The organism is Cryobacterium cheniae, assembly GCF_004403395.1.
GTDB lineage: Bacteria > Actinomycetota > Actinomycetes > Actinomycetales > Microbacteriaceae > Cryobacterium > Cryobacterium cheniae.
In genome coordinates, this window is sequence record NZ_SOGN01000035.1 from 101,161 (window position 1) to 122,458 (window position 21,298).

15 protein-coding genes and 2 tRNA genes are annotated in these 21,298 nt (G+C 67.9%); 8 read left to right on the forward strand and 9 right to left on the reverse strand.

The annotated features are described in order from the left end of the window. Positions 1 to 36: 36 nt before the first annotated feature. Positions 37 to 891: a carbon-nitrogen hydrolase family protein gene (locus tag E3T23_RS06870; RefSeq protein WP_134369632.1), complete on the reverse strand. Its 855-nt coding sequence runs from the start codon at positions 889 to 891 to the stop codon at positions 37 to 39. Positions 892 to 1,002: 111 nt separating this feature from the next. On the opposite strand from E3T23_RS06870, the gene E3T23_RS06875 reads away from it, so the two are divergent. From E3T23_RS06875 to adhE, 8 genes are all read left to right on the forward strand, one after another. Next, positions 1,003 to 2,541 carry a glycosyltransferase family 39 protein gene (locus E3T23_RS06875; RefSeq protein ID WP_134369633.1) on the forward strand — a complete coding sequence of 513 codons (1,539 nt, stop codon included), beginning with the start codon at positions 1,003 to 1,005 and terminating at the stop codon, positions 2,539 to 2,541. A 4-nt stretch (positions 2,542 to 2,545) separates the two neighbouring features. Then, positions 2,546 to 3,301: a polyprenol monophosphomannose synthase gene (locus tag E3T23_RS06880; protein ID WP_134369634.1), complete on the forward strand. Its 756-nt coding sequence runs from the start codon at positions 2,546 to 2,548 to the stop codon at positions 3,299 to 3,301. 114 nt (positions 3,302 to 3,415) lie between these two features. Beyond that, entirely contained in the window at positions 3,416 to 4,108 is a 693-nt protein-coding gene (locus E3T23_RS06885; protein ID WP_134369635.1) for an NUDIX hydrolase, read from the forward strand. A gap of 81 nt (positions 4,109 to 4,189) precedes the next feature. Next, positions 4,190 to 5,500 (forward strand): quinolinate synthase NadA, encoded by a 1,311-nt coding sequence (gene nadA / locus E3T23_RS06890; RefSeq protein ID WP_134369636.1) that lies wholly within the window; start codon positions 4,190 to 4,192, stop codon positions 5,498 to 5,500. A 2-nt stretch (positions 5,501 to 5,502) separates the two neighbouring features. After that, positions 5,503 to 7,197 carry an L-aspartate oxidase gene (gene nadB / locus E3T23_RS06895; RefSeq protein WP_134369637.1) on the forward strand — a complete coding sequence of 565 codons (1,695 nt, stop codon included), beginning with the start codon at positions 5,503 to 5,505 and terminating at the stop codon, positions 7,195 to 7,197. Beyond that, the gene (nadC, locus tag E3T23_RS06900) at positions 7,191 to 8,051 is read left to right on the forward strand and encodes a carboxylating nicotinate-nucleotide diphosphorylase (RefSeq protein WP_134369638.1); all 861 of its coding nucleotides are present in this window, start codon (positions 7,191 to 7,193) and stop codon (positions 8,049 to 8,051) included. The genes nadB and nadC overlap by 7 nt, the downstream gene beginning before the upstream one ends. 11 nt (positions 8,052 to 8,062) lie before the next feature. Continuing rightward, entirely contained in the window at positions 8,063 to 9,208 is a 1,146-nt protein-coding gene (locus E3T23_RS06905) for a cysteine desulfurase family protein (RefSeq protein WP_134369639.1), read from the forward strand. A gap of 291 nt (positions 9,209 to 9,499) precedes the next feature. Next, positions 9,500 to 12,220, forward strand: a complete 2,721-nt coding sequence (gene adhE / locus E3T23_RS06910; RefSeq protein WP_134369640.1) for a bifunctional acetaldehyde-CoA/alcohol dehydrogenase — start codon at positions 9,500 to 9,502, stop codon at positions 12,218 to 12,220. 106 nt (positions 12,221 to 12,326) lie between these two features. On the opposite strand, the gene E3T23_RS06915 is transcribed toward adhE, so the two are convergent. The 8 genes from E3T23_RS06915 to E3T23_RS06950 form a co-directional block, all read right to left on the reverse strand. After that, positions 12,327 to 13,058, reverse strand: coding sequence for a maleylpyruvate isomerase family mycothiol-dependent enzyme (locus tag E3T23_RS06915; protein ID WP_134369641.1), 732 nt, complete (start codon positions 13,056 to 13,058; stop codon positions 12,327 to 12,329). Between the two features lie 146 nt (positions 13,059 to 13,204). After that, entirely contained in the window at positions 13,205 to 14,695 is a 1,491-nt protein-coding gene (locus tag E3T23_RS06920; protein WP_134369642.1) for an HNH endonuclease signature motif containing protein, read from the reverse strand. A 205-nt stretch (positions 14,696 to 14,900) separates the two neighbouring features. Beyond that, complete coding sequence (locus E3T23_RS06925) at positions 14,901 to 15,740, reverse strand: ATP-binding cassette domain-containing protein (protein ID WP_134369643.1); 840 nt, start codon at positions 15,738 to 15,740, stop codon at positions 14,901 to 14,903. After that, positions 15,737 to 16,777, reverse strand: a complete 1,041-nt coding sequence (locus tag E3T23_RS06930) for an ABC transporter permease (protein ID WP_134369644.1) — start codon at positions 16,775 to 16,777, stop codon at positions 15,737 to 15,739. Before E3T23_RS06930 ends, E3T23_RS06925 begins: the two co-directional genes overlap by 4 nt. Continuing rightward, complete coding sequence (locus tag E3T23_RS06935; protein WP_134369645.1) at positions 16,774 to 17,739, reverse strand: sugar ABC transporter substrate-binding protein; 966 nt, start codon at positions 17,737 to 17,739, stop codon at positions 16,774 to 16,776. The genes E3T23_RS06930 and E3T23_RS06935 overlap by 4 nt, the downstream gene beginning before the upstream one ends. Positions 17,740 to 17,870: 131 nt before the next feature. After that, positions 17,871 to 17,947, reverse strand: a tRNA-Met gene (locus E3T23_RS06940). A gap of 148 nt (positions 17,948 to 18,095) precedes the next feature. Continuing rightward, positions 18,096 to 18,172, reverse strand: a tRNA-Met gene (locus E3T23_RS06945). Between the two features lie 165 nt (positions 18,173 to 18,337). Continuing rightward, the gene (locus E3T23_RS06950; protein WP_174843848.1) at positions 18,338 to 21,253 is read right to left on the reverse strand and encodes a UPF0182 family membrane protein; all 2,916 of its coding nucleotides are present in this window, start codon (positions 21,251 to 21,253) and stop codon (positions 18,338 to 18,340) included. Between the last annotated feature and the right edge of the window lie 45 nt (positions 21,254 to 21,298).

Here is a 21,298-nt window from a genome sequence, read left to right on the forward strand (position 1 = left end):
GACTCGACTCGACTCGGCCGACTGGGTTCTGCCGCCTCAGCGGGGTACAACCGCGAAACGGCGCAGTTCCAGTGCGGGGTTGCGGGCCCGCACGGCTGTGAGGCGCTCCGGCGACACCCAGGCGACCGCGACATCCGTTGTCTCACCGATCGTGACCAGCTCCACGCCCATCGGGTCGACCACCATGCTGTTGCCGACACCCACCGGCGGGGCATGGTCGGCCGCCGCCAGGTAGACCGTGTTCTCCAGGGCGCGCGCGGTCAGCAGCGTGCGCCAGTGTTGTTCCTTCAGCGGTCCGCGCACCCATTCGGCCGGCACCAGCACCAGGTCGGCTCCGGCGTCGACGAGGCGGCGCGTCACCTCCGGGAAACGGATGTCGTAGCAGGTCTGCAGGCCCACCCGCAGTCCCCGCACGTTGAACGTCTCGGGTTCCTCCACGGCCCCGGCCCGCACCCAGTCCGATTCGCGGTCCCCGAAGGCGTCGTAGAGGTGCAGCTTGCGGTACGTCGCAACGAGCTCGCCGGCCGGATCGAGCGCGACGAGGGTATTGGAGAACCGGTTCGGGTCGTCCGTGGCCTCCAGCATGCCGGCCACGACGTGCACGCCGAGATCTGCGGCGAGCGCGGCCAGGGCACTCACGAAGGGCCCATCCAGAGGTTCGGCCGCGGCGACGAAGGATGGCCCCAGGACCGATTCGAAGAATGCGGAGTACTCGGGGAAGACGATCAACCGGGCTCCGCGGGAAACGGCCGTCTCGGCCAGAGAGCGCATGACGGCAAGGTTCACGGCAGGATCTGGCCCGGGCGCGAACTGGGCCACGCCCACGCCCAGGGCTGCGGCGGGCCCACCAGCAGTGGGTGAGGGATCGCGCGTGGCGAGGGGATCGTTCATGGCGTCAGCCTAGCCGCCGGTCAGCGCCTCGCCCGGGCGTGCGGAACCGTTCCGGTCGGCCTTCTCCGACAGCGGGTATCAGGGTTCAGCGGAGTGGCCTAACGTATATGCGTGTCTTCCCCGCCGCTGGTCTCCCGCCTGATTCGCCCCGAGGCGCCGACCCTTCCCCTGAACCGAACCGGAGGACTGGCTGCGCTTCTCGGGCTGCTCGGCTTCCTCGTCTCGGTGGCCGGCTCGTGGCGGCCGTCGTATTGGGGCGACGAGGCCGCCAGCATCATGTCGGCCGGGCGTTCCCTGCGGGGGCTCGTCCGACTGCTGGACAACGTCGACGCCGTGCACGGCGCCTACTACCTGCTGCTGCACGTCTGGATCGACCTCTTCGGCTCCTCGGAGCTGGCCACCCGTGGCCTGAGCGCCCTCTTCATCGGTGTCGCGACGACCGGCACCTTCGTGCTGGCCCGAACCCTGATCTCCACCCGGGTCGGCGTGTTCGCCGCCCTCGTGTTCGCACTGCTCCCCCGGGTCACCTATATGGGCGCCGAAGCCCGTTCGGCAGCCGTCGCCACGGCCGTCCTGGTCTGGCTGACAGTTGTGCTGGTGCACGTGCTGCGGAACCGCCACCTGGTGTCCGGCACCCGGTTCGCGCTCTGGGCGGGCTATGCCGCGCTCCTGGCCCTGGGAATCTACCTATTCCTCTACGTTCTGCTCCTGATCCCCGTGCTCGGCCTCGCCGCGCTGCTGCTGACGCCGCGGAAGGGCGACAGGGTGGCGAGCCTGCGAGCCTGGGCCCTGGCCACGGCCACCGCGCTCGCGCTGGCTGCCCCCGTGATGGCGGCAAGCGTGGAGCAGCGTGATCAGATCGCCTTTATCGGGCGGCGCCCGCCGATCGCCGTGCTCACCGCCGCCGTGCATCAGTGGTTCGGCAACGTTCCCCTGGCCGTCCTGGCGTGGGGACTGATCCTGCTGGCCGTCGTGATGGTCTTCGGTGTGCGCGGTCGAATGGCCGCACCGTCGAGCACCCGGGCGGCGCTGGCGGTCATGCTGGCCTGGATGATCCTGCCGAGCGCAGCGCTCCTGATCGGCACGCAACTGGTCACGCCGATGTACTCGCTGCGGTATCTGTCGGTTTGCACGCCGGCTGCCGCGATCGCCATCGCCGTGGGGATCTCCTGCCTCCGGCCGCACTGGCCGCAGGCCGCCGCCCTGGGCCTCATCACGGCACTCATGCTGCCCACCTATCTCGACCAGCGGGGAGAGTTCGGCAAGAACTACGGCAGCGACCTGCGCCAGGCATCCGCGGTCGTGCGGGCCGGAGCGCAGTCGGGGGACGCCGTCGTTTTCGATGAGAGTGTGCGGCCCTCCCGGAAGCCCCGCCTCGCCCTGCGGCTCTACCCGGCCGCGTTCGACGGCCTGCGGGATGTCACCCTCGCCGTGCCGTACGACGCCACCACCGAGCTGTGGGACGTGGTCCTGCCCGTGGACCAGGTGACCGACCGGCTCACCGGCACGGACCGGGTCTGGGTGCTGCAGAACCAGGGCAGCGGTGAGAATAGACGGGGGGACAACCTCCGCACCCTGCAGCAGCTCGGGTTCACCGTGACCGAGTCGACCATGCTTAACCGCACTCAGATCATCGAAATGACAAGGTAGCTCCATGGCTCGGATTCTGATCATCATCCCGACCTACAACGAACAGGCCAACATCGCGTCGATCGTGGCCCGGGTGCGGGCGAGCGTGCCGGCCGCCGACGTTCTGGTCGTGGACGATTCATCCCCCGACGGCACCGGGGTGCTGGCCGACACGTTGGCCAGCACGGATTCCCAGGTGCACGCGCTGCACCGCTCCCGGAAGAGCGGTCTCGGCGCCGCCTATCTCGAGGCCTTCACCTGGGGGCTTTCCCGCGGCTACGACCGACTGGTGCAACTCGACGCCGACGGATCGCACCTGCCGGAGCAGCTGCCGACCCTGCTCGAGGCGGCGGAGAGCGCGGATGTGGTGCTCGGCTCCCGCTGGGTCCCTGGCGGCATGGTGCGGAACTGGCCGTGGCCCAGGCGTCTGCTGTCGCGGGGCGGATCTGTCTACTCGCGCGTGCTGCTGCGGCTGCCCCAACGGGACGTCACCGGCGGTTACCGCGTCTACACGGCGCATGCCCTCGAGCGGATGGACCTCACCAGCGTCGACAGCCTCGGTTACTGCTTCCAGATCGACATGCTGCTGCATGCGGTGCGGGCCGGGCTCAGCGTGGTCGAGAAGCCGATCACCTTCGTCGACCGCACCCTCGGCTCTTCGAAGATGAGTCCCTCGATTGTGGCCGAGGCGATGGCCCGGGTCACGATCTGGGGTCTCACCGGCAGGAACGCCCGCCGCTCTGCCGCGGCGGCACCGGCATCCGTACCGCGCGTTCACTGACCGCCTCCGCACCCGTCGAACAGTGCGTGACTTCTGGTCAGACTGACTATAAGATGGATCCATTCAGTTAGAGTCACACTGACTTTTACTTGGTGGATGGCGGTGGATGCGGCAATGAACACCCGGCTTGAAGCGGCCCTGGCCGTGTCGACGGTCATCTTCGCCTTGCGGTCGGATCCGGGATCCGGGCTCTCGTCCCTGTGGCTGCCGCTCGTGCGCCGCACCCGGGACCCCTACCTCGGCCGGTGGGCGCTGCCGGGCGGCGGTCTGCCGACGGACGAGGGACTGGCCGGCGCGGCCGCGCGTGCGCTGCGCGAGACCACGGGACTCACCCCGAAATACCTCGAGCAGCTCTACACGTTCGGGGACCCGGGCCGCTCCCCCGGCGGCCGGGTCGTCTCGGTCGTCTATTGGGCGCTCGTCGAGTCCGGTGAGGCGGCACTGGCGGTCGAGGACGAGAACGTGCACTGGTTCCCGGCCGACCACCTGCCGCCGCTGGCCTTCGACCACAACCGCATCGTCGAGTACGCTCTCTGGCGCCTGCGCACCAAGGTGGAGTACTCCCGCATCGCGCACGCGTTCCTGGGCGAGACCTTCACGCTCGCCCAGCTGCGTGAAGTTCACGAGGCCGTGCTGCAGAAGGCCCTGGACCCGGCCAATTTCCGCCGCACGGTCGAATCGTCGGGCACCGTGGTCGACACCGGCCGGCGCGTGGCCGGCGTGCCGCACCGGCCGCCCCGCCTCTACCGTTACAACGATTCCGTTCCCGCCGCCGAGCCAGGTGCGCTCGAGCCGGCCATCGGCTGAACATGACTCACCCGCCCAGCGCATCCGTGCTGACCCTGCTTGTCTGACCATCGCATTCTGTGAATTTCGAGGAGTTACCGCATGTCCATCTCATCGGTCGACCAGACCATTCGGCTCATCAGCACGGGAGCGGCCGCCGGCAGCACCTGCAGCCCCGACCTGCTCACCGCTCCGTGGGAATTCGATTCCGGCGCGCCGGGCTACGGCCCGGGGTCGTCGATGGGCGACGTCATCCCCACCGGGTCACCGCGTCAGGGCGAACTGCCAGAGGTCTACCGACGCGCGTCGACGGAGGAACTCGGTGACCGCATCCGTGCCGCCAAGGCCACGCTCGGCGACCGGGTCGTGATTCTCGGGCACTTCTACCAGCGTGAGGAGGTTGTGCAGCACGCGGACTTCGTGGGCGACTCGTTCCAGCTGGCGCAGGCCACGAAGAGCCGGCCGGATGCCGCGGCGATCATTTTCTGCGGCGTGCACTTCATGGCCGAAACCGCTGACCTGCTTTCGACGCCGGAGCAAGCGGTCATCCTGCCCAACCTCGCGGCCGGCTGCTCGATGGCCGATATGGCCGACATCGACTCCGTCACCGACTGCTGGGAACAGCTCGAGGACCTTTACGGCACGGAGCCGGGCGCCGACGGCCGCGTGCCCGTAATCCCGGTCACCTATATGAACTCCTCGGCCGCGCTGAAAGCGTTCTGCGGCGAGCACGGCGGCATCGTCTGCACCTCCTCCAATGCGGTGGCCGTTCTCGAGTGGGCCTTCGCCCGCGGCCGCCGCGTGCTGTTCTTCCCCGACCAGCACCTCGGCCGCAACACCGCCAAAGCGATGGGGGTGCCGCTCGAGCAGATGCCGATGTGGAACCCGCGCAATGCCCTCGGCGGCAACACGGCCGAGGAGCTCGAGGCCGCCCAGGTGGTGCTCTGGCACGGGTTCTGCAGCGTGCACAAGCGCTTCACGGTGGACCAGATCACCGCGGCCCGCGAGTCTCACCCCGGAGTGCGCGTGATCGTGCACCCGGAGTGCCCGATGAGCGTCGTCGACGCCGCCGACTCCTCCGGCTCCACCGACTTCATCAAGAAGGCCATCGAGGCGGCCCCGGCCGGGTCCACGTTCGCCATCGGCACCGAGATCAACCTTGTGCAGCGCCTCGCCGCCGCGCACCCCGAGCACACCATCTTCTGCCTCGACCCGGTGGTCTGCCCCTGCTCCACGATGTACCGCATCCATTCGGGCTACCTGGCCTGGGTGCTCGAGGCACTGGTCGGCACCGCGGATCGCGCGCCCGAAGTACTCAATCGCATCCAGGTGCCGCACGAGGTCGCCGGCAACGCCCGCATCGCTCTTGAACGGATGCTCGCCGCGAAGCCGCCCGCGCCGGTCGAGGCCTGACCATGACCCGCGTGCTCGTCGTCGGCAGCGGATTGGCCGGACTCATCGCCGCGGTGCGGGCGACGGATGCCGGCCACCGCGTGACCCTCGTCACGAAATCGGGCCTGCCCGACAGCAACACCCGCTACGCCCAGGGCGGGATCGCCGCGGCCATGTTCCCGGACGACTCGGTCGAGTCCCACGTTCGGGACACCCTGCGCGCCGGCGCCGGGCTCTGCGACCCGGTCGCCGTGCGCGTGCTCTGCTCCGAGGGACCGGCCCGGGTGCGCGACCTGATCCGGTTCGGCGTGGACTTCGACCGCGACGAGTCCGGGCTGACCCGCGGGCTCGAGGCAGCCCACTCACGGTCCCGGGTGCTGCACGCCGGCGGAGACGCCACGGGCGCCGCCATCGAGGCCGCCCTCGTGTCGACGGTGCGTGGGCGCGCCGCCCGGTCGCCGCATGACGGAGGTGCCCGCCTGCGCATCCAGGAACACACGATGCTGGTCGATTTGACCGTGCAGGACGACCGTGTCACCGGCGCCGTCCTTCTCGGACCCGACGCGGAGCTCCGCACGATCCCCGCCGACACGGTGATCCTGGCCACCGGAGGAGCCGGCGTGCTGTTCCCGCACACCACGAACCCCTCCCTGGCGACGGGCGACGGTGTGGCTGCCGCGTGGCGCGCCGGGGCATCCGTCGCCGACCTCGAGTTCTACCAGTTCCACCCGACCGCGCTCGCGGTTCCCGGCACCCCGCTGGTCTCCGAGGCGGTGCGCGGGGAAGGGGCCGTGCTGCGGAACGTCGCGGGCCACCGCTTCATGCTCGACCTGCACCCCGACGCGGAACTCGCCCCGCGCGACATCGTGGCCAGAGGAATCGCCCGGGAGATGACGAAGCAGGGCGGCCAACCAGTGCGACTGGATGCCACCGGCCTCGGCCGCGAACTGCTCGAGCGGCGTTTCCCGACCATCACAGCGGCGTGCCGCGCGGCCGGCCTGGACTGGGCCGTCGAATCCATTCCGGTCGCCCCGGCGGCGCACTATTGGATGGGCGGGGTGCTCACCGACATCTGGGGACGCAGCAGCCTGCCCGGCCTGTTCGCGGTGGGGGAAGCGGCCCGCACCGGCGCCCACGGCGCCAACCGGCTGGCCTCCAATTCCCTGCTCGAGGCGGCCGTGTTCGCGGACCGGGCCGTGCGCGCCCTGCGCCAACCGGTTCGGGTGCCGGCCGAGGTCGGGGCGGGTTCGACCGACGCGGCCCCGACCGACCGGGGCCGGGCCAACGTGGGCTCGACCAACGAGGGCTCGACCAACGAGGGCTCGGGCGCCGGTGTCGACCGCGACACTCTGCAGCAGCTCATGTGGGAGTGCGCGGGAGTGCTGCGGAGCGGGGAGAAGCTCGCCGCCGCCTCCGTCACCCTGGCCGACTGGGTGACTCGCAGGGCGGACCCGGACAGCGCCACCCCCCTCCATATGCGCATTCGGGCATATGAAGATGCCAACCTGCTCGACCTGGCACGGGTCACAGTGGCCTCCGCACTGGCCCGGGAGGAATCGCGCGGCGCTCACCACCGCTTCGACTTCTCCGCGATACGGCCGGAGCTTGCCCGCAGCGTCGTCTGGAGCCGCGGAACGTCCCTGGTCACCCGCGATGGCATGCGGAGCACGCCGAATCTGAACCATCCCACCGAGGCCGAGGAGGCCATCGCATGCTGACCATGAACGCCATCGACACCGTCGTGCGCGCCGCGCTCGAGGAGGACGCCCCGTGGGGCGACCTGACCTCGCAGGTGCTGATTCCGGCCGACGCGGATGCGACCGCGCAGCTGGTTGCCCGTGAATCCGGCGTCTTCAGCGGCGGTGCCGTGTTCGCGGCGGCCTTCCGGCTGACCGACCCGCGCATCGTCGTGCGGGTGCTCGTGGCCGACGGCACCGTCTTCGCCGCCGGCGACGCCCTGGCCGAGGTGTCCGGGTCTGCCCGCGGAATCCTGCAGGCCGAGCGCATCGGGCTGAACTTCGTGCAGCGGATGAGCGGAATCGCCACACTGACCGCGCTCTACGTGGCCGAGACGGCCGGCACCAGGGCCCGCATCGTCGACACCCGCAAAACCACCCCGGGCCTGCGTGTGCTGGAACGCGCCGCCGTGCGCGACGGCGGCGGCCACAACCACCGGTTCAGCCTCTCCGACGCCGTCATGGCCAAGGACAACCACCTTGCCGTGCTCACCGCGGGCGGCCTGAACCTGACCGAGGCGCTCCGCCAGGTGCGCGACCGCATCTCCCACACCACGCACCTCGAGGTCGAGGTCGACCGGATCGACCAGATCGAGCCCGTCCTCGCCGCCGGCGTCGACACGATCATGCTCGACAACTTCAGCCTGGGCGACCTGCGCGAGGGAGTGCGCCTCACGGAGGGACGGGCGCTCGTGGAGGCCAGCGGCGGCGTCTCGCTGCAGACCGTGCGCGGCATCGCCGAAACCGGTGTCGACATCATCTCGGTCGGGGCCATCACGCACAGCGTGCGCTCCCTCGACCTCGGCCTCGACGTCGTCATTCTCACCGAAGGCTGATCGGTCCCGCCATGATCTATCTCGACAACGCCGCCACCACACCGGTGCGCCGGGAGGTTCTCGAGGTGCTCTGGCAGCAGCTCGCCGGCCGGTTCGGCAACCCGTCGAGCCACCATCGGGTCGGTGAGGCCGCGGCCACCACCCTGACCGAGGCTCGGGCCACGGTCGCGGGCGTGCTCGGCTGCCGGCCGGCCGACGTGGTGTTCACGACCGGCGGCACCGAGGCCGACAACCTCGCGGTCAAGGGCATCGCCCTCGGCGCCCCGCGCGGCCGCCACCTCATCACCACGGCGATCGAGCACGAGGCGGTGCTCGAATCCTGCGACTACCTGCGCCGCCTGCACGGGTTCGCGGTGACGTTCCTCGACACGGATGCCACCGGCCGGGTCGACCCGGCGCAGCTCCGCGCCGTGATCCGCTCGGACACTACCCTCGTCTCGGTGCACTACGCCAACAACGAGGTCGGCACCGTGCAGCCGCTCGCGGAACTGTCCGCCATCGCGCAGGGCGCCCGAGTGCCTCTGCACACCGACGCCGTACAGGCGGCCGGCTGGCTCCCCGTGAACGTGGGCGCCCTCGGCGTCGATGCCCTGAGCCTGTCCGGCCACAAACTCGGTGCGCCTCCCGGCATCGGTGCACTCTTCCTGCGCCGCCGGATCGCGGTGGAACCGGTGTTGCACGGTGGAGGTCAGGAGCGCGGACGCCGCAGCGGCACGGAGAACGTGGCCGGGGCTCTGGCGCTGGCCACCGCGCTGCGCCTCGCCGAGGCCGAACGCTGCGAGGCCGCGCCGCGGATCACGGGGCTGCGGGATGACTTCATCGCCACAGTGCTGGCCGGCACGCCCTCCGCCCGACTCACCGGGCACCCCACCGAGCGTCTGCCGGGCACCGCGTCGTTCGTCTTCCCAGGCACAAGCGGGGAAGCGGTGCTCCTCGAACTGGAACGACGCGGCATCGTCTGCTCCAGCGGGTCGGCTTGCGCGGCAGGCAGCGACGAACCGTCCCACGTGCTGACCGCGATGGGAATCCCGGCCGAGGTCGCCCAGACCTCCGTGCGGTTCACGCTGGCGACAACGAACACGGCCGCGGATGCGATGGAAGCGGCCGCATCCGTTCAGGCCGCCGTGGCCACCGTGCGCGGTCTCGGCCGTGGCTGACCTGTCGCGACACCGCGCGCCCTGGAGCGCGTAGAGCGCGCGTGCGCGTCTCGCGCGCACACGCGCACACGCGCACACGCGCGCGAGCCTTTTTGCGATTTCTAGTTGTCTGACAATTCACAATTGATTGGCCCCACATGGATAAGAGGCCTCCGATCAGGCAATCCACCTCCGACACTAGGTCTCTGGAGGCCATACTGTGCATTCCCCAACGTGCGACCATCTGGCGGGAGTCGTAAGGTTAGATACAAGAGGCGATAAGCCCAAGTTGGGCCGCCAAAAAGGGACACAATGACAATAATCGACCAACCAGTCACCGAGTCACTTGCCACTCAAATTGACTCCCTGGTTAAAGCCGCTCAGGTCGCGCTTCTGGATTACGCGAATTTTACCCAAGAACAAATCGATCACATCGTTAAAAAAGCATCTGTAGCAGCCCTCAGCAAGCACGCCGAGTTGGCAGTTCACGCAGTCGAAGAGACTGGACGCGGTGTCTTCGAAGACAAGGCAGTGAAGAACCTCTTCGCATGTGAGCACGTTACGAACTCCATGCAGAACCTTAAAACAGTCGGCGTCATCAGCCACGACGAAATTAGCGGAATCACCGAAATCGCCGAGCCGGTCGGTGTTATTTGTGGCGTGACCCCCGTCACCAACCCCACCTCGACCGCGATCTTCAAGTCGCTGATCGCGCTGAAGACCCGCAACCCGATCGTTTTCGGTTTCCACCCGGGCGCCCAGCAGTCCTCCGTGGCCGCAGCGCGCGTCGTGCGTGACGCCGCGATCCTCGCCGGCGCACCCGCGAACTGCATCCAGTGGATCGAAACGCCGTCGCTCGAGGCCAGCAGCCTGCTGATGAACCACCCGGGCGTCGCAACCATCCTCGCCACCGGTGGCAACGCCATGGTGCGGGCCGCGTACTCTTGTGGCAAGCCGGCCCTCGGCGTCGGCGCGGGCAACGTTCCCGCCTTCATCGAGAAGAGCGCCAAGCTCAAGCGCGCCATCAACGACGTCGTGCTGTCCAAGTCCTTCGACTACGGCATGATCTGCGCGTCGGAGCAGGCCGTCATCATCGAAGAGCCGCTCTACGAAGCGGCCATGGCCGAGTTCAAGATCCTGCACACCTACCTGGTCACCCCGGCCGAGAAGCTCCTCCTCGAGGACTACATCTTCGGAGTACAGGCCAACTCGACCAACTGTGGTGAGGCCAAGCTCAACGCCGCCGTCGTCGGCAAGTCGCCGGTGTGGATCGCCCAGCAGGCCGGATTCACCATCCCGGCCGACACGTCGATCATCCTCGTCGAGGTCTCCGGAGTGGGACCGCACGAGCCGATGACCCGCGAAAAGCTGGCCCCCGTTCTTGCCGTTCTCCACGCCAAGGACGCCGAAGAGGGCATCTCGCTCTCCGAGCAGATGGTTGAATTCGACGGCCTCGGCCACTCGGGCTCGATCCACAGCGAAAACCCGGCGATCATCGAGCAGTTCGGAATCCGCGTCAAGGCGGTCCGGATCATCACGAACGCGCCGAGCTCACTCGGTGGCATCGGCGACATCTACAACGCCTTCATCCCGTCGCTCACGCTCGGCTGTGGTTCGTACGGACACAACTCCGTCTCGAACAACGTCTCGGCGATCAACCTCATCAACGTCAAGCGCATCGGCAGAAGGAACAACAACTTGCAGTGGTTCAAGGTTCCCGCGAAGACCTACTTCGAGCCGAACGCCATCCGTTACCTGGCGGACATGCGCCACGTCGAGCGCGTCACCATCGTGACCGACGCCACCATGACCAAGCTCGGCTTCGTCGACAAGATCCTCGACATCCTGAACCGTCGCGAGAACCGCGTCTCCCTGCAGATCATCGACAACGTGCTCCCCGAGCCGACCGTCGCCGCCGTCAAGAAGGGCGCAGAGGAAATGCGCGCCTTCAAGCCGGACACGATCATCGCCCTCGGCGGCGGCTCGCCGATGGACGCTGCCAAGGTGATGTGGCTGCTGTACGAACACCCCGAAATCGAATTCTCGGACATGAAGGAAAAGTTCTTCGACGTGCGCAAGCGCGCGTTCAAGTTCCCTGACCTCGGCGAATTGGCCAAGCTCGTCTGTATCCCGACCACGTCGGGTACCGGATCTGAGATGACCCCCTTCGCCGTGATCACGGACGAAGTCAGCGGAGTGAAGTACCCGCTCGCCGACTATGCGCTCCTGCCGACCGTCGCGATCATCGACCCGTCACTCACCGCAGCGATGCCGTCGTTCCTGGTAGCGGACTCGGGCTTCGACGCTCTGACGCACGCGACCGAGGCGTACGTCTCCGTCTACGCGAACGACTTCACCGACGGTCTGTGCCTGCACGCGATCAAGCTCATCTTCGAGAACATCGTCACGAGCGCCAACGGCACGTCGAACAGCACGGATGCCGCCGTCATCAAGTCGCGCGAGAAGATGCACAACGCCTCGTCGATCGCCGGCATGGCGTTCGGTAACGCGTTCCTGGGTATTTGCCACGCGATGGCTCACGTCACCGGCGCGCAGCTCCACCTGATCCACGGTCGGGTGAACGCCACGTACCTGCCGCACGTGATCCGCTACAACGGCCTCATCCCGACGAAGCTGACCAGCTGGCCCAAGTACGAGAGCTACATTGCTCCCGAGCGCTTCCAGCAGATCGCCAAGCACCTCGGCCTCCCGGCCTCGACGCCTGAAGAGGGCATCGAGTCCTACGCCCAGGCCGTCGAGAAGCTGCGCGACCAGGTCGGCATCAAGCCGTCCTTCCAGGCTCAGGGTGTCGACGAACAGGACTTCATCGGTCGCCTCGATGCCCTCGCGATGGGCGCCTACGGCGACCAGTGTGCACCCGCCAACCCGCGGATGCCCATGCTCGCGGACATGAAGACGATCATGGAAGCCGCGTACTACGGCACCTCGTTCAACGAGGTCCGCGACGGTCGCGCGGCCGTCGAAGCATTGGCGCCGACCGAGAAGAAGCCGGCCCGCAAGGCAGGCAAGTAGTCTCCACCGCCTGAATGCATGAAGAACGGCCCCGCACCGAAAGGTGTGGGGCCGTTCTTCATGTGCGGCCCACCCGGTGGGAGGACCGAGTCTGGTCACGGTCAGGTCAGAGCCAGCGCACCGCCACGGGGATCTCCCCCGCATCGGAAACAACGCCCGACCGGGCACGACCGGCCGCCCAGGCAGCCAGGTCGGCGAGCGACCCCGTGATCTCCTCGGCGGCATCCGGATCGCCGTAGCCGTCGTGCGCCGAATCCGTCGCGGTCAGCCGGCGGCCCGTGTCACCCCGGGAAGCCCAGGCGCCGACGATGTCGCCGAGAAGACGCTCGAGAACGACCTCCGGCAGGTCCCTGAAACCGGCACCGTGGTTGAGGTCGACGGTGTGGATCCAGAGTTCGCGGGTGCGCATCCAGATGCTGTCCCGCACGGGGATCGTGGCCCCCTGTCCGTTCCGGACCGGGACGGACCAGCGGTCGTCCGGCAGCGCCTGCCAGCGTCGGTCCAGATCGGCGGCCGAGTCAGCCCAGGATTCACGGAGCGCGTCGGAACTGAGGATGCTACCCGCGGCGATCTCCGCATTCCGCGCCTCCATCGAGGCGTACATCACCGTCTCGGTCCCGGTGTCGGCCCACTGCGCCAGCCGTCCGATCGCGCGGGCGTTGGACGCGACGTGCGCGACTACCTGGCGCCGGGTCCAGCCCGGCAGCAGGGAGTCCCCGTCGAGTTCCTCGTCCGTGAGCCCCTGCAGTTCGCGGGCGAAGAATTCCGTGCCCTGCCGGGCGAGGTCCAGCGTCAACCGGCGGGCAGAAGGCTCAGTCGGATCGGGGGGTGCGCTCATGGGGGCTCCTGTCGTGGGTCAACGCGTGCGGTCCCCACGCTACCCGGCGACCCGCCCGCGCCAAGGTTCCCGCGACGCTGTTCCAACCTGTCGAGACCAGAGACCAGAGACCAGAGACCAGAGACCAGAGACCAGAGACCAGAACCCTACTCGTCGTCGCGGGTCACGTTCTTCCGTTCGACTGCGTCCGTCATCCGGGTGCGGGATTTGGTGACGGTGCGCCATGTGCGGGTCCCGGTTTCGAGCCAGGGTGGTGCCATGATCTGCACCGCCCCGCGCACCATCCGGATCGCCCACCCCGAGGCGGCGAGCATGCGGTGGTGGAACCAGCAGAGGCAGACGCCGTTGTCGGTGTGGGTTCGGCCGCCCTGGGCGTGGGGGATGACGTGGTGGATTTCGGTCATCCCGGCCGGGATCTTGCAGCCTGCGATGATGCAGGTGCCGTCGCGGAGCTGGATCGCCCGCCGCTGTGCGGGGGTGAAGCAGCGTTCGGGTGAGCCGAGGGCGATGATGCGGCCTTCGGCGTTGATCACGACTTTCTGCTGTCCGCCGTTGCTGATCAGATCCTTGACGGTGGTGATCGCGATCGGGGCCTCGACGCCGTCGATCCATCCGACGCCGCGGCCCTGGCCGAAGTCCGCGTTCAAATCTTGCTCCCGCACGCTGACGAGGACCGTGGCCGGGGCGCCGCCGATGGTCGGGGCCTCGCCGGCGCGGGAGGCGACGTCGAGGATCACCGCGAGGACGTCGTGGCGGCGCTGGTCGGGGGTGCGGTCGTCCCGCTCCAGAAGCGCCTGTTCCTGGTCCTGTGCGGCTTCTTCTTCCGTGTGGAAGGCGACCGGCGCAGACTTCGGCGACAGGTATGCGTCGAAGAGGCGGCGGAGCTTGCCCGCGATCTCCGGCATCAACGACCCCGATACCGGCACGATGCCGTCGCGTTCCCGGCCGAGCCGGATCCCGCGGGCGGTCATGGCGTGGTCGTCGGGCCGAGACCCGTCCGGGGCGAGAACGGCCTTCCAGACCGAGGCCTGCAGCCGGATCTCGTCCGCCGACGCCGGCACCGGGGTCTCCGCACTGGTGCCGGTCGCCGCGGCGACGAGTTCGCTCTCGGCGGCCTGCACCGAGTCCAGGTCGGTGCACCGCAGCGTCGGCGTCAACGCGGTGACAATCGCGTCGGCCGTGTCCACGCCGATGGCACCGGTGGCCAGGCCGATCGCCGTGGCGCGGAAGGTGGGCGGCAGAGGCTCGCCGCCCAGGGACAGGCCGGTGCGGAGCTGCCTGCCGAGCCGCATCCGCCGCCCCGCGGTCGGCCCGGACACCAGGGTGACCCGCTCGAGGAGCTCCCCGGCAGTGCGGCAGCCGCGTTTCGCCGAGAGCTGACCCGTGCCGAGCTCCGGACGGGACCGCTCCGCGACCTCCGCCGCGGCCGCCACCCCCAACGCGTCCACCCGCCGGCCGAGGACCTCGACCGCCGCGGTCACCTGCAGCAGGCCGTCATCATCGAACCCGCGCACCGCCGAACACCGCAGCGATTCCCCGAGACCGGCCGCGAGGGCCTGCAGCTCCGCGACCACCCGCGCCGCAGCGGAGGGGCCGGGTGCGGCATCCGCTTCGGGGTGTTCCAGGAGGGTGGTCACAAGATGAGTCTAGCTCAAGTAGTACAAAGTATCTAGTGTCGTCGCATACTAGCATCAATTTTCTCGAAGAAAACCTCAGCGGCGCGGTCACCCAGAGAGACATGCCGAGCGCGCGGTCCTCTGGGCGGCTCGGCGTGATGTCCGCGCGACGGCACTACGGGTGAGTGCGTGCAAAGCCCACCGCGACGAAACGGCCATGCCGTTACTACGGACGCTCCAGTTCGTGCGCCAGCGCCTCGAGTTCGGCCCCGCCGGCCATCAGTGCGGTCATCTCGTCAATCGTGATGGCGCTCTTGGCGAAATCGCCCACGCTCGTGCCGCGCTGCAGCAGCAGGAAGCGGTCGCCGACCGGGTAGGCGTGGTGCGGATTATGGGTGATGAAGACGACGCCGAGCCCCCGGTCCCTTGCCCTGGCGATGTAGGAGAGCACGACCCCGGCCTGCTTGACGCCCAGCGCCGACGTGGGCTCGTCGAGGATGACGACCTTCGCCCCGAAGTGCACAGCACGCGCTATCGCGACGGATTGCCGTTCCCCGCCGGAGAGCGTCCCGATCGGCTGGTCCACGTCTCGGAGGTCGATGCCCATCCGGGCGAGCTCATGTTTGGTCGTGGACCGCATGCCGGCCACGTCGAGGCGCCGCAGCGGGCCGCGGCCCCGGCTCAGTTCGGAACCGAGGAAGAAGTTGCGCCACACCGGCATCAGCGGCACCACGGCCAGGTCCTGGTAGACGGTGGCGATTCCAAGATCGAGAGCCTCCCGCGGATGCTCGAATCGGCGCTCCACCCCGAAGGCGAGCAGCGTGCCCTCCGAATGCCGGTGCGCCCCGGAGAGGATCTTGATGAACGTCGATTTGCCCGCGCCGTTGTCGCCCAGTACGCAGAGCACCTCACCGGGGCCGACGGCTGCCGACACGCCCTGCAATGCCCGCACCGACCCGTAGGACTTGCCGATGTTCCGCACCTCGAGGATCGCCTCCGGGCGACTCTGCTCCGGGTCGCTCTTCTCCGGGCGACTCTGCTCCGGGTCCAGCGAGCTCCGCGTCATGCGCGTACCCCGGACTGGCGGCGAACGAGCAGGTTGACCAGCACGGCGAGTAGCAGCATCCCGCCGAGGAATGCCTTAAGCCAGTTGTTGTCCCACTGGGCGAAGACGATGCCCTGCAGGGTCATCCCGTAGATCAGGGCGCCGAGGGCCGCGCCGATCGCCGATCCGTAGCCGCCGGTGAGCAGGCATCCGCCCACGACCGCACAGATGATGTAGATGAATTCCTGGCCGACCCCCGTCGTGGCCTGCACGGTCGACACGTCGAAGAGTTGCAACATTCCGACGAGCCAGCCGGCACCGGCCGTTGTCATGAACAGTCCCAACTTGACCTTCAGCACGGGAACACCGACCTGCCGTGAGCTCGTGACCTGGCCGCCGACGGCGAAGATCCAGTTGCCGGGCCGGGTGCGCAGCAGAACCCAGGTGGCCAACGCGGTGAGCGCGATCCACCAGACGATGGAGATCTTGACGTCCATGCCCAGGAAGGGGAACGAGGAGCCGAAGAAGACCTTGACCTGGTCGAACCCGGGCACACTTCCCATGCCCTGGATGGCGACGCTGCCCGTGATGAGTTTCGTCAGGGCCAGGTTGCAGCCCTGCAGGATGAAGAAGGTCGCGAGGGTCACGATGAAGCTCGGCAGGCCGGTCTTCATGACGACCCAGGCGTTGCCGGCGCCGATCGAGAGGGCCACCACCAGAGCCAGCACCAGGGCGAGCCAGATGTTCAGGCCCCATTGGGTGGTGACCACCCCGACGATGAGCCCCGTGGTGCCGGTCATCGCGCCGGCCGAGAGGTCGAACTCCCCGCCGATCATGAGCAGCGCGACGGCGACGGCCATGATGCCGAAGAGGGAGGCCGAGTAGAGCCAGGTGGAGATGCCCGCGGGGGTCAGGAACGCCTGCGTGGAAAGAGAGAAGAACAGGAAGATCGCCACGGCCGCGACGAGTGCGCCGACCTCGGGTCTGCGCAGCACGGTGAGCAGCGGATGCGCCCTCGTCGGCCGTTCATCGATCTCCGCGCCCACCGCGACGGTCACCTGGTGCCGTTCTCCGCGAACTTCGCGACCTGGGCCGCGTTCTGCTTCGTCACGAAGCCCGGGCCGGAATAGACCGGGAGACCGCCGCCGACGACGTCGCCGTTACGCTTCTGCAGGGTGAGGAAGGTCACCGGCAGGTAGCCCTGGGAGTAGGGCTGCTGGTCGACGGCGAACAGCATCTTGCCGTCCTGGATGAGCCGGGTCACGTCGGCGGACACGTCGAACGTGGCCAGGGTCGCCGGGCTCTGCGCCTCGTCGATGGCCTGGCTCGCGGCCACGGCCACCCCGGTCTGCAGCGTGAGGACAGCGTCGATGGACGGGTCTGCCAGGAGCTTGCTCTTGATGGTGTTCTGGGCATCCGCGAGATTGGCGACGTCGACCTGAACGTTGCTCACGGTCGCGCCGATCGTGTCGGCGGCACCCTTGCAGCGCTCTTCGAGTCCCGAGTTGCCGGCCTCGTGAATGATGCAGATCACGTTGGACACATCGGCTTCGGCCAGCTGTTCGCCGGCGCCCTGGCCCGCGATGTACTCGCTCTGGCCGACGTGGGTCTGCGCGCCGAACTCGAGGGACTTCTCCAGCCCCGAGTTGATGGTGATCACCGGGATACCGGCGGCAACGGCTTTCTCGACGGCGCTCTTCACGCCGTCAGGGTTGGCCATCGACACGACGAGCCCGTCCGGCTGGGCGGCGACGGCCGCCTCGATCAGCTGGCTCTGCTTGACCGGGTCGCCGTCACCCTGGTACGTGACCGTGGCACCGAGGTCGGTGCCGGCCTGCTCGGCGCCGCTCTTGACGACGTCCCAGAAGGAATCGCCCGCGGTGCCGTGGGTGACCACCGCGATCGTGACCTGCTCCCCCGGCGCCGTTGCGCCGCCGGCACCGGATTCAGTGGCCGTGCACCCCGTCAGAGCCAGCGTTGCGACACCGAGAACGGCCAGCAGGCTGATCTTGAGCTTCATATCTGTTCGATTCCCGACTGTCGTGCGGTGGCCTGACACAGCGGGGGTTCGCCGGTGACCTGGTGCATTTCACAATGTGCTGAACGCTGCAAGCAAAAAAGCCCCCGGAACCGTGTGGTCCCGGGGGCTGTTGGTTGCGGGGGCAGGATTTGAACCTACGACCTCTGGGTTATGAGCCCAGCGAGCTACCGAACTGCTCCACCCCGCGGTGCAAGAACTAACTTACCACAGCCACGTGACCGGTCGGTCCCAGGCCGGCGGCGCTCGAACGGAGCGCCCTGAACGTGAGAATCGGCGGGAACAAACACAACAGGGCCGGTCCAGCATTTCTGCTGAACCGGCCCTGTGCCTTGCATTGGTTGCGGGGGCAGGATTTGAACCTACGACCTCTGGGTTATGAGCCCAGCGAGCTACCGAACTGCTCCACCCCGCGCTACAAGTACAAATTTACCACAGCCTCCGGGGCGGTCTGACCACAGGACGGCCCGCACGGCCCTTTGACGGCGAAACGCGGGTGCTGCGCCGTTTCGCGGGAGGCGTGCCTCCGGCGAAACGGCGCAGCACCCGCGCATCGGATGAAGCGGCGAACTACTCGCGCCTACTGATCGAGCAGCACCAGCAACTTGGCGATCGCATCGTTCAGCTTCTTGTCGGCAACCCCGTAGGCGGCGAAGTCACCGGTCGTCAAGGCCGCCTGCTTCTCGGTCACGGCCAGCTTGGCTTCCGCGAGGAGCGACCTGATCTGGGCATCCGTCGCCGGGTCACCGGTCGAGGTTGTCGGCGTGGTGCCTCCCTCGGCGGGCGCCTCCCCTTCGACCGGGGTCTCGGACGGCGGCACATCCGTGTCTCCGGCGCTGGCGCCGGAGTCGCCTCCGAAGAGCACGTCAAGCGCCTTGTCCAGCGTGTCCTCGAACGCGATCTGGTCTCCGAAGGCGACGAGCACCTTCTGCAGCAGCGGGTAGCTGGTCTCACCCGTGGACTGCACGTAAACCGGCTGCACATAGAGCAGGCCGCCACCCACAGGCACGGTGAGCAGGTTTCCGTTGAGCACCTTCGATTGGCCCTGCTTCAGCAGGTTCAACTGTTGTGAGACGGTCGGGTCCGCGTTGAACTTGGCCTGCACCTGGCCGGGGCCAGGCACGGTCACGTCCTCCGGCAGGTTGAGCAAGCGGAGCTTGCCGTAGCCCTCCGCCCGCTTTCCGTCGGTCGATCCGGCATCCGCGTCTACCGCCAGGTAGCCGGTCAGCACGTTACGGCTGGTCGCGCCGCTCGCATCCGGGATGAAGGTCGAGTAGAGCGAGAAGGCCGGCTTCTCCTGGCCCGGTACCTGCATGGTCAGGTAGTAGGGCGGCTGCAGGGTGGTGTTCGTCGACGGTGACACCGGGTCGTTCGGCGTGGTCCAGGCGTCGTCGACGGAGTAGAAGGAACCCGGGTCGGTGACGTGGTACTTGCCCAGAACCCGGCGCTGCACCTTGAACATGTCCGCCGGGTAGCGCACGTGGCTCATCAAATCGCCGCTCATCTCGGACATCGGCTTGACGGTCGTCGGGAAGATCTTCTGCCACGTCTTGAGCAGCGGATCCTCGTCGTCCCAGGCGTAGAGGGTGACCTTGCCGTCGTAGGCGTCGACCGTGGCCTTGACCGAGTTTCGCATGTAGTTGATGTTGTCGAGCGCGAATGGCTGCGGGGGCGTTTCCGTGTCGGCGATCGCGTCGCTCAGGCCCACGGAGGTGGAGTACGGGTAGTCGGCCGAGGTGGTGTAGCCGTCGACGATCCACTTGACCTTGCCGTCGACGATCGACGGGTAGGCGTCGGAGTCGAGGGTGAGGTACGGAGCCACCTTCTGCACCCGGGTGACCGGGTCGCGGTCGTAGAGGATCTGCGATTTCTCGTTCACGGCGTTGGCCAGGAAGATCTGCTCCGACTGGAACTTGAGCGCGTAGATCAGCTTGTTGAACGCGTTGTCGAGCTTCGGCCCGCCGTCGCCGTCGAAGGTCGTGTAGGTCTGCTGCGCCCCATCCGTGCCCGACGGGTAGTCGAGCTCGACCGGCTTGCTGTCCTTGGGCGCACCCACGATGGAGTACGGCGGCGACGTCTCGCCGAAGTAAATCCGCGGCTCATAGTCGGGCAGCGACCCGGTGGTCGGGATGCCGGACTCGAGGAACACGGGCTGGCCGGCGGCCGAACGCTGGTTGCCGTAGGCCGCCACGACGCCGTAGCCGTGCGTGTAGACCACGGTCGAGTTGACCCAGGTGTTGCCGGCGTTCAAACCGGCCAGATTGAGGTCGCGCACGGTGACCACTGTGTCCTGGGACTTGCCGTCAATCGGGTACCGGTCGACGTCGAGGTTCTGCGGGAACTGGTAGTACTGCTTGAACTGCTCGAGCTGGGAGAACGCGTCGCTGACCAGAGCCGGGTCGAGGATACGGATGTTAGCGGTGGTCTCCGCGTCGGCGCGCAGGGCGCCGGGCTCGGCCGTGGTGGTCGCGTTGTAGGGGATCTCTTCCACGTCGGCCACATCGTAGGCGTCGCGGGTGAGGTCGATATTGCGTTGAATATAGGGTTCCTCGAGCGTCTTGGCGCTCGGGACCACCTGGAAGCGCTGCACGACCCACGGGTAGAGCGAGCCGAGCAGCAGACTGCTCACGATCAGCAGCGCGGTGCCGACGATGGGCAGACGCCAGCGGCCGATCACGGCCGTGAGGATGAACAGGATGGCGACGATTGCTGCGATTCCGGCCAGGATGGCGCGGCCGGGGATCGTGGCGTTCACATCGGTGTAGCCGGCCCCGGTGATCAGGTCGTTGGTGTTGGTCAGCGTGGAGTACTGGTCGAGCCAGATGCTCACGGCCTGCAGCAGCAGGTACAGCGCTGCCGTGACGGCGATCTGCACGCGGGCGGCCTTGGAGACGAGGACCTCGCGCCCGCTGACCCGGATCGAACCGTACAGGTAGCTCGTGGCCGCGGCCACGAGGGCCGAGATGAACACCACGGCCGACGCGAAGCCGAGCACGGAGTGGAAGAAGGGAAGTTCGAACAGGTAGAACGAGATGTCCAACTTGAACTGGGGGTCGATTCGACCGGTTTCCGTGCGGTTGAGCCACATCAGGACGACCTGCCAGCGCGTCGCCGCGGCCACACCGGCGAACAGGCCCAGCAGCGCCGGGATGCCGTACATGGCCAGACGGCGCAGCGGCTCGATGACCTGCTGGTAGCGGTCGAGCTGCGAATTGAGCTTCGCATAGACGGGCCGCAGGCGGTAGGCGATCTGGATGCTCACCCAGACCGGGACCGCCATGGCGACGAATCCGATTAGGAACAGCACGCCGCCGGCCAACCACTGCGTGGTCAGCACGCTGAGGAAGCCCAGCTGGTCGAACCAGAGGATGTCGGCATAGAAACCGGCGAAAACGAAGAAAATGATCACCAGCCCCGCGATGATCGCTGCCGTAATGGCGAGGGGAGCGCGGCTGCGCTGCGGAGCGGGCGCGCTACGGGCTGGCTGTGACGTCACGAATTGGCCTCTTGATCTCGAAATCGGCGGTCATCAATCATTCTA

Coding starts and splice junctions, on each gene's coding strand:
- E3T23_RS06870 (WP_134369632.1), bottom strand. CDS start 891: ATGAACGATCCCCTCGCCACGCGCGATCCCTCACCCACTGCTGGTGGG.
- E3T23_RS06880 (WP_134369634.1), top strand. CDS start 2,546: ATGGCTCGGATTCTGATCATCATCCCGACCTACAACGAACAGGCCAAC.
- nadA (WP_134369636.1), top strand. CDS start 4,190: ATGTCCATCTCATCGGTCGACCAGACCATTCGGCTCATCAGCACGGGA.
- E3T23_RS06935 (WP_134369645.1), bottom strand. CDS start 17,739: ATGAAGCTCAAGATCAGCCTGCTGGCCGTTCTCGGTGTCGCAACGCTG.
- adhE (WP_134369640.1), top strand. CDS start 9,500: ATGACAATAATCGACCAACCAGTCACCGAGTCACTTGCCACTCAAATT.
- E3T23_RS06925 (WP_134369643.1), bottom strand. CDS start 15,740: ATGACGCGGAGCTCGCTGGACCCGGAGCAGAGTCGCCCGGAGAAGAGC.
- nadB (WP_134369637.1), top strand. CDS start 5,503: ATGACCCGCGTGCTCGTCGTCGGCAGCGGATTGGCCGGACTCATCGCC.
- E3T23_RS06905 (WP_134369639.1), top strand. CDS start 8,063: ATGATCTATCTCGACAACGCCGCCACCACACCGGTGCGCCGGGAGGTT.
- nadC (WP_134369638.1), top strand. CDS start 7,191: ATGCTGACCATGAACGCCATCGACACCGTCGTGCGCGCCGCGCTCGAG.
- E3T23_RS06885 (WP_134369635.1), top strand. CDS start 3,416: ATGAACACCCGGCTTGAAGCGGCCCTGGCCGTGTCGACGGTCATCTTC.
- E3T23_RS06915 (WP_134369641.1), bottom strand. CDS start 13,058: ATGAGCGCACCCCCCGATCCGACTGAGCCTTCTGCCCGCCGGTTGACG.